This is a genomic window from Aeromonas sp. HMWF014 (assembly GCF_963878295.1).
GTDB lineage: Bacteria > Pseudomonadota > Gammaproteobacteria > Enterobacterales > Aeromonadaceae > Aeromonas > Aeromonas popoffii.
The window spans coordinates 1-8,194 of record NZ_CAWNYS010000224.1; the positions used below are offsets into that span (position 1 = coordinate 1).

Annotated in this window: 11 protein-coding genes; 7 read left to right on the plus strand and 4 right to left on the minus strand. The window is 57.3% G+C overall.

Going from position 1 to position 8,194, the window contains the following annotated elements; genetic code table 11:
* Both AAC083_RS09045 and lrp read right to left on the minus strand, forming a co-directional pair.
* Positions 1-950 (minus strand): DNA translocase FtsK 4TM domain-containing protein (locus AAC083_RS09045; RefSeq protein WP_181364695.1); only part of this gene is annotated, 950 nt, incomplete at its 3' end.
* A 201-nt stretch (positions 951-1,151) separates the two neighbouring features.
* Positions 1,152-1,643, minus strand: coding sequence for a leucine-responsive transcriptional regulator Lrp (lrp, locus tag AAC083_RS09050; RefSeq protein ID WP_005300047.1), 492 nt, complete (start codon positions 1,641-1,643; stop codon positions 1,152-1,154).
* A gap of 150 nt (positions 1,644-1,793) precedes the next feature.
* On the opposite strand from lrp, the gene AAC083_RS22985 reads away from it, so the two are divergent.
* The 4 genes from AAC083_RS22985 to AAC083_RS09065 all read left to right on the plus strand — a co-directional run bounded on the left by AAC083_RS22985 (position 1,794) and on the right by AAC083_RS09065 (position 4,954).
* On the plus strand, positions 1,794-2,087 hold the full coding sequence (locus AAC083_RS22985; RefSeq protein ID WP_375134750.1) for a hypothetical protein: 294 nt from the start codon (positions 1,794-1,796) through the stop codon (positions 2,085-2,087).
* A 43-nt stretch (positions 2,088-2,130) separates the two neighbouring features.
* Entirely contained in the window at positions 2,131-2,520 is a 390-nt protein-coding gene (locus AAC083_RS22990; protein WP_375134751.1) for a hypothetical protein, read from the plus strand.
* 178 nt (positions 2,521-2,698) lie between these two features.
* Positions 2,699-3,649 carry a thioredoxin-disulfide reductase gene (gene trxB, locus AAC083_RS09060; RefSeq protein ID WP_042035405.1) on the plus strand — a complete coding sequence of 317 codons (951 nt, stop codon included), beginning with the start codon at positions 2,699-2,701 and terminating at the stop codon, positions 3,647-3,649.
* A gap of 57 nt (positions 3,650-3,706) precedes the next feature.
* Positions 3,707-4,954, plus strand: coding sequence for a diguanylate cyclase (locus tag AAC083_RS09065; RefSeq protein WP_108536396.1), 1,248 nt, complete (start codon positions 3,707-3,709; stop codon positions 4,952-4,954).
* A 90-nt stretch (positions 4,955-5,044) separates the two neighbouring features.
* On the opposite strand, the gene AAC083_RS09070 is transcribed toward AAC083_RS09065, so the two are convergent.
* A complete protein-coding gene (locus AAC083_RS09070; RefSeq protein ID WP_108536397.1) occupies positions 5,045-5,515 on the minus strand; it encodes an outer membrane lipoprotein in 471 nt (156 codons plus the stop codon).
* Between the two features lie 19 nt (positions 5,516-5,534).
* On the opposite strand from AAC083_RS09070, the gene aat reads away from it, so the two are divergent.
* The 3 genes from aat (at position 5,535) to infA (ending at position 7,242) form a co-directional block, all read left to right on the plus strand.
* Positions 5,535-6,242 carry a leucyl/phenylalanyl-tRNA--protein transferase gene (gene aat / locus AAC083_RS09075; protein ID WP_108536398.1) on the plus strand — a complete coding sequence of 236 codons (708 nt, stop codon included), beginning with the start codon at positions 5,535-5,537 and terminating at the stop codon, positions 6,240-6,242.
* Positions 6,239-6,955: an arginyltransferase gene (locus AAC083_RS09080; protein ID WP_108536399.1), complete on the plus strand. Its 717-nt coding sequence runs from the start codon at positions 6,239-6,241 to the stop codon at positions 6,953-6,955. The genes aat and AAC083_RS09080 overlap by 4 nt, the downstream gene beginning before the upstream one ends.
* A gap of 68 nt (positions 6,956-7,023) precedes the next feature.
* A complete protein-coding gene (gene infA / locus AAC083_RS09085) occupies positions 7,024-7,242 on the plus strand; it encodes a translation initiation factor IF-1 (RefSeq protein WP_005300033.1) in 219 nt (72 codons plus the stop codon).
* A 68-nt stretch (positions 7,243-7,310) separates the two neighbouring features.
* Here the strand turns inward: infA and AAC083_RS09090 are convergent.
* Positions 7,311-8,194 (minus strand): AAA family ATPase (locus AAC083_RS09090; RefSeq protein ID WP_146181628.1); only part of this gene is annotated, 884 nt, incomplete at its 5' end.

The following is an 8,194-nucleotide window of genomic DNA, read 5'->3' on the forward strand; positions in this document are numbered from 1 at the left end:
GCCCAGGGCAGATCGAGCGCGTCATCCTCGTCATCGGCCGTGGTCAGGGCTGGCTGGCGACGTGCATTGTCAGCAGCGGCGCGCTTGGGCTTGGCCACGGGCGCCGGCTCGTCGTCTTCATCATCAAACTGGGGATCGAACTGGAAGGTATCATCATCGAGCTCGGGCAGCCACTCATCGGGCTTGGCCTTCTGACCCGCCTTTCCCTTGGCGTTGCGAGTCAAGCTGGTGTGGGGATCGTCCTCTTCATCCTCTTCCAGCTCGATGGCACCCAAGCCACCTTCCAGCAGGGGATCTGGCCCCTCAAAACGGGGCTGGCGCCAGCCACCGGTCAACCAGCGGCCCAGGGTGGTGGGAAAGTGGTAAACGGCGCTGACTGAACCAGTGCAGGTGGCACCTATCCGCTCAACTATGGTGAGCCAGGACCAGCCAGTAAACAGTGTGATGCCGGTAGCCACGAAGCAGAGCAGCAGCAGGTTGGCCCCGACGCCGCCAAACAGCGGCACCACGACAGAGGCGATCACATCGCCCACCAGGCCGCCGGCGGAAAAGTTCTGCATGTCATTGAAGTTCATGCTGGCGATGGCGGACATGCCGAGTACGGTCAGCACGAAACCCACCATCCGTACCGACAGGGTAAGGTAGTCCACGTCCAGCAGCCGGCTCGGGCGCCAGAACAGGCTCCAGCCCAGCAGGACAACCAGGGGAGGCACCAGATAAGAGAAGGCCCCAAAAGTGAACATGGTGATGTCGGCAAGCCAGGCCCCCGCGCTACCGGAGAGGTTCTTCACCTCCCCTTGCCAGGAGGTCTGGGACCAACCAGGATCGGCCGGGTGATAGGACAACAGGGCAAGCAAGAGATAGGCAGCCATCAGGGTGATGGCGATCAAGACGGCTTCGAAGATCCGTTGTGTACCTGATAAAGGAGTAAACAGCTTTTTATCGGCCAAACTCCGGCTCCTTTCTGAAAACATGTAATGCAGGGGATAAGGGGGCCTAGTATCCCTGAAAAGCCCACCGATTGTCAGCCAGTGCCTGATGGGCTGGGCCATATTTACAATCAACGCGATAAGAAGAAACGAGCGGACCGGCCGCTCGTTTCTGACTGTCGTGACTTGTCATAAGCCTGGCAAGTCATAGCATAACCTAACTCAACGGGTACTGATCACCAGACGACTGCTCTGTTTGACCTCTTCCATTACCACGTAGGTGCGGGTGTCATTGACACCGGGCAGTCGCAGCAAGGTTTCCCCCAGCAGGCGACGATAGGCCGACATGTCGCTAACGCGGGTCTTGAGCAGATAGTCGAAATCGCCGGAGACCAGATGGCACTCCTGGATCTCTTCGAGCACCTGAACAGCCTTGTTGAACTGTTCAAATACATCCGGCGCACCGCGATTGAGGGTAATTTCCACGAACACCAGCAGAGACGCGTCCAGATAATGAGGGTTCAGAATAGCGGCATATCCCTCGATATAACCTTGTCGCTCGAGGCGACGAACCCGTTCCAGACACGGTGTAGGACTCAGGCCAACTCGTTTGGACAACTCAACGTTCGAAATCCTGCCATCCTTTTGCAGCTCATTCAAAATGTTGCGGTCAATCCTGTCCAAATCCTTTAGCCGACTCTTAGCTTCCATCATTTTATTCCATCCTTTGGCTATTTTTTGGTACGAATCACCATTCACTTTATAATTATGGTCACAAATCCTGTCAATACCTGAATATGCTCGGTGAACACGCCGCCCAACATCATTGCAACATAAAGCACCAATCGATAGACGAGGGATAGCATGATTATCGGTGTACCTAAAGAAATAAAAAACCATGAATATCGCGTAGGCATGGTTTCGGCCAGTGTACGTGAACTAACAGCACGAAACCATACTGTTTTCGTCCAAAGCGGCGCCGGAAACGGCATTGGCTTCGGTGATGCAGATTATCGCGCTGCCGGCGCCGATATTTTGGCCTCCGCCGCAGAGGTTTTCGCCAAAGCCGAGATGAGCGTCAAGGTAAAAAGGAGCCCCAGGTCGTCGAACGCGCCATGCGGAGCACGGGCCAGACCCTCTTTACCTACCTGCATCTGACACCCATCTGTCCCAGACCCAGGAGCTGATCACGCGCGGCGGCATGCAGGTGCCCGGCGCCACTGCGCCAACACTTGTCAGCCATGACCACATTGCCCACATGAAACCGGGTTCTGCCAGTGTCGGCGTGGCCATCGATCAGGGCCGCCAGGTGGAAACCGCCCACGCCACAATCCATCAGGATCCCGCCTATATAGTCGACGAGGTAGTGCGCTACTGTGTCGCCAACATGCCGGGGTGGTGGCTCGCACCTCCACCGTGGCCCTCCAACAATGCCACTCGACCCTTCATCATCAAACTGGCGGAGCAAGGCTATCGGGAGACGCGGCTCAAAGATGGCCACCTGCGCCACGGACTCAACATCATGGCGGGTCACGTCACCTGCAAAGAGGTGGCCGAGGCCTCTACCGTTCCGCTGACCCTGTTGAGCTGATCGCCCCCCAACCGGGGAGTCGGTGAGTCAGAATCCGCCCGCGATGGGCGTTTTTTATGTCCGAACGCACGCCAGTCCGCACCGATAATCGATTGCCACAATCGACTCACTGGCCTTTGACCCCGGATCTCGAATTACCTACAATCGCGCAAACTCATCACGTCTCGGAAATCACATCATGAGCCAAGTCACTCACAGCAAACTGCTGATCTTAGGGTCAGGCCCGGCCGGTTACACCGCCGCCGTCTATGCGGCCCGCGCCAACCTCAATCCCTTGTTGATCACCGGCATGCAGCAAGGCGGTCAGCTGACCACCACCACCGAAGTGGAAAACTGGCCAGGTGACCCAGAGGGGCTGACCGGTCCGGCCCTGATGGAACGCATGAAAGAGCATGCGGAAAAGTTCGACACCCGCATCCTGTTTGATCACATCAATGAAGTGGAGCTGACCCAGCGTCCGTTCCGCCTCAAGGGCGACAGCGCCGAGTACACCTGTGATGCACTGATCATCGCCACCGGCGCCTCTGCCAAGTACCTGGGGCTGCCTTCAGAAGAGGCATTCAAGGGCCGCGGCGTCTCCGCCTGCGCCACCTGTGACGGCTTCTTCTATCGCAATCAGGAAGTGGCCGTGATTGGCGGCGGCAACACGGCCGTGGAAGAGGCGCTCTATCTGGCTAACATCGCCAAGAAGGTGCACCTCATTCACCGCCGCGACGAGTTTCGCGCCGAGAAGATCCTGATCAAACGTCTGCACGACAAGGTGGCGAGCGGCAACATAGTGCTGCACACCCACCAGACCCTGGACGAAGTGCTGGGGGATCAGATGGGCGTAACCGGCGTGCGTCTGCGCAGCACCCAGGACGACACCACCTCAGAACTGCCGCTGATGGGGGTCTTCATCGCCATCGGTCACCAGCCCAACACCCAGATCTTCGATGGCCAGCTGGCCATGAAAAACGGCTACCTGATCGTTCGTGGCGGGCTGGATGGCTTTGCCACCCAGACCAGCATCGAAGGGGTCTTTGCCGCCGGGGACGTGGCCGACCACACCTACCGTCAGGCCATCACCTCTGCCGGTACCGGCTGCATGGCGGCCCTCGACGCCGAGCGATATCTGGACGCGCAATAAGCGCAAGGGATATAAAAGGCATGCCGTGAGGCATGCCTTTTTATTTTAAGGATCCGGATGAAACATAAAATACTGATTGTCGAAGACAGTCTGACGATCCGCCGCATGTTGATCCAGGCCATCGCACAGCAAACAGGCCTGGAGATAGATGCGTTCGATACCCTGGAGGGCGCCCGTCATTGCCAGAGGGAAGAGTATGTGGTGGCCCTGGTCGATCTCACCCTGCCGGATGCCCCCAGCGGGGAAGCCGTCAAAGTACTGCTGGAACTGGGCCTGCCGGTGGTGATCCTCACCGCCGATATCAGCGAAGACAAGCGGGAGGCCTGGCTGGAAGCCGGGGTGCTGGATTACGTGATGAAAGATTCGCGCCACTCACTGCAATATGCGGTGAGTCTGGTGCATCGCCTCTATCTCAATCAGCAAATTGAGGTATTGGTAGTCGATGATTCGCGCACCTCCCGCCATCGCACCATGGCCCAGCTGCGCAAACAGTTGCTGCAGGTACATGAGGCGAGCCATGCCCGCGATGCCCTGGCCCAGCTTGAACAAAACCCGGCCATTAGGCTGGTGTTGGTCGACTACCACATGCCGGAGATCGACGGCATCAGCCTGGTGCGCATGCTGCGGGAGCGCTACAGCAAGCAGCAGCTCGCTATCATAGGGATCTCGGTGTCGGACAAGCGCGGCCTCTCTGCCCGCTACCTCAAGCAGGGCGCCAACGACTTTCTCAACCAGCCGTTTGAACCGGAAGAGTTGCAGTGCCGGGTCAGCCACAACCTGGAGGCCCTTGAGCAATTCAACAGCATTCAGGAGTCGGCCAACCGTGACTACCTGACCGGGCTCTATAACCGGCGCTACTGGTTCAACGAGGGGCAGAAGTGGTTTGAGGAGCATCAGCGCCAAGGCACACCGCTCGCCCTCTGCGTGCTCGACGTGGATCACTTCAAGCAGGTCAACGATCACTGGGGCCATGCCATCGGCGATCAGCTGCTTTGTCATCTGACCCGGTTGCTCGCCCAGTTCTTCCCCGATGCCATGATCGCCCGCTTTGGCGGCGAGGAGTTTGCCATGATGGTGCCCCATTGCACCGTGCCGGTGCTGCTCAAACGGCTGGAGGGGCTGCGCCAGCAACTGCGTCAACAGCCATTGTCACGGGAGATCCCGCTGTTTGCTCGCGCCAGTTTCGGGGTGATCAAGGTTGGGCCCGTCTCCATGGACGAGGCACTGAGCGAGGCGGATCGCCTGCTCTATCAGGCGAAGAACACGGGTCGCGACAAGATAGTGTCTCAGGACTCATCGGCCTGAGCAAACCTTGGCAGATGAGCACCCTGTAGTACTGCCCGACGGATCCTCACGGTGGATGTCGTCGGGTTGCTCTTCTCTTTTCAACGCCACTCAATAGGTCTTGTCGACACGCACCCCATCGTTGAAATAGAGGATACGCACCTTGTCGCCGTTCATGAATACCATGGCCGGATCATAATCCTGAATGACGTTGATGAGCCCGTTCTGCTCGTTGCGAATGAGCAGCTCCACCAGCTTGTTCTCCACCACAGTGCCGCCAGACTGATACTGCTGCGCTGCAGCCGCGCCGGCAAGAGCACCGACGGCGGTAGCAATTTCACGGCCGTGGCCGCCACCAAACTGGTTACCCAGCAGACCGCCCAACACGGCCCCCCCCAGCGTTTTCCAGCCGGAGTGCTCGGACTCCAGGATCTGGCGCTGGGTGATATTACGCACCGTCTCGACCTGGCCAAACACCACCTGATCCACGGGCCGCGCCGTGTTGCGCTCGTAGACCTGTGCACTGGCGGGTACAGTGACAAAGCAGAACAAGCTGGATACTATCAGGATAATGGCCTTCATCTGTGAACCTCTTCGCCTTATGTCTCGCTATCTTACCCAATTGGATGATGAGCTGTGCTGGTTTCCCGACCCCGAGCACGCCCTGGAAGAACCCAATGGCCTGCTGGCGATCGGGGGGGATCTCTCCCCTGACCGATTGCTGGCAGCTTACCACAAGGGGATCTTCCCTTGGAATGAGCCCCACCAGCCGCTGCTGTGGTGGTCACCTGATCCCAGAGGGGTCATCATTCCGGAACAGTTGCACGTCAATCGCAGCCTGCGTAAATTTATCCGCCGTACCTCATTCGATATTTCCATCAATCGCGCCTTTAATGAGGTAATAGCGGCCTGCGCCGCCCCCCGTCGCAGTGCCAGTGGAACCTGGATAAGCACGCCCATGATCGACGCCTATCGACAACTTCACCGCCTTGGCCATGCCCACTCAGTCGAGATCTGGCAGGATGGCCAGCTGCAAGCCGGTCTCTATGGCCTCTCACTCGGGCGCCTCTTCTGTGGCGAGTCCATGTTCAGTCGCATCGACAACGGCGCCAAGCTGGCCATGATGGCACTCTGCAAGCACTTCACCCGCTACGGCGGCGCGCTAATCGATTGCCAGATGCAAAATGACTTCCTGGTCACCATGGGGATCCAGGAGTGGCCAAGGGCCACCTTCTTGAAAGCCCTGGCCCAACTGAGTCGACAACCATTGGCAAAGCACTGCTGGCAACCGGAGAGCATCAGCCTATGACAGAAGAAGTGATCCTCAAGGTAGGGCTGACCCCCAAGCATCAATGCAGCTATCTAGGCCATGAACAGGAGCAGCTGCTGGTATTGATGGACCACAACATGCTCAATGCCAGTGGCTATGAGCGGCTGCTGACCGCAGGATTTCGGCGCAGCGGTAACGACATCTATCGACCTCACTGCCCTGCCTGCAGTGCCTGCCAGTCCCTGCGCATCCACAGTGAGCGTTTCATGCCAAGCCGCAGCCAGAAGCGGATCAGCCAGTTGAACCAGGACCTGGAGCTGGTGCTCAGCTACGATGATAAACCCGAATATTATCAGCTCTACGAGCGCTACATTTGCGAGCGTCACCGTGATGGCAGCATGTATCCCCCCAGCCGGACCCAGTACAAGGGCTTTTTACACTGCGACTGGATGCCTCCACTTTACCTGGAGATGCGCAAGGACAACCAGCTGATCGGAGTCGCCACCACGGATCTGCTACCTCACAGCATGAGCGCCATGTATACCTTCTTCGATCCGGCCCATGCCGATCGCTCCCTCGGTACCTTCGCCATCCTGAGTCAGTTGGAACTGGCCAGGCGTACAGGTCGCACTTGGTTGTATCTCGGCTATCTGGTGGAGGAGTGCCGCAAGATGAATTACAAGCGCCAATACCAGCCCCACGAGCGACTGATCCAGGGGGAATGGAAAAATATCGACACCAAGCCCGAGTAAACTTTACACATAGCCTTAAATCCGGCATGATCCAGCGGATTTTTGTTGTGGCTTATCAAGAGGATTCAATGGCTAAAGAAGACAGTATTGAGATGCAGGGCACCATTCTCGAAACCCTGCCCAATACCATGTTCCGTGTGGAACTGGAAAATGGTCACGTGGTTATCGCTCATATTTCCGGCAAGATGCGCAAAAACTACATCCGTATCCTGACTGGGGACAAAGTAACGGTAGCTCTGACTCCGTACGATCTCTCCAAGGGACGTATTGTTTTCCGCTCTCGCTAAGCCAGGAATTCAGCAAAAAACCCCAACCTCTCGGTTGGGGTTTTTTGTCGCTTTCTAACTATCAGTGCTTAGTGGGAGACAGCTTCAATATTGACCTGAAAATCAAAACTGAGGCTGTCATTTACCAACTCAACCTTTACTACCCCCCCATCAACCAGTGATCCGAACAGGATCTCATTGGCCAAGGGTTTCTTGAGGTGTTCCTGGATGACCCGTCCCATGGGTCTGGCTCCCATCGCCCTGTCATATCCCTTCTCGGCCAACCAGTGGCGGACACCCTCGGACACTTCAAGAGACACGCCCTTGGCATCCAGTTGTACCTGCAACTCGACAATGAACTTGTCAACCACCTGATGGATCACCGTCATGTCCAGATGGTTGAACCAGATGGTGTGATCGAGCCGGTTTCTGAATTCCGGACTGAACGTCTTGTTGATCACCGCCATGGCATCATGACTCATGTCTTGCTGCTGGAAGCCAATGGACTTGCGCTGGGTCTCCTGCACGCCAGCGTTGGTGGTCATCACCAGGATCACGTTGCGAAAATCCGCCTTGCGCCCGTTGTTATCCGTCAGGGTCCCGTTGTCCATCACCTGTAGCAGCAGGTTGAACACGTCAGGATGCGCCTTCTCGATCTCGTCCAGCAGCACCACTGAGTGCGGATGCTTGAGCACTGAGTCGGTCAACAAGCCGCCCTGTTCAAAACCGACATAACCGGGAGGAGCACCAATCAAACGAGAGACTGTGTGTCGCTCCATGTACTCGGACATATCAAAACGCAGCACTTCCACCCCGAGCGCCTTGCCAAGCTGCTGGGTGACCTCTGTCTTGCCCACCCCGGTCGGGCCAGCAAACAGGAAGCAACCCACAGGACGGCGTTCATTGCCAAGGCCCGAGCGTGACAGGCGGATTGAGTCAGTCAGCACAGCAATGGCCTTGTCCTGACCAAACA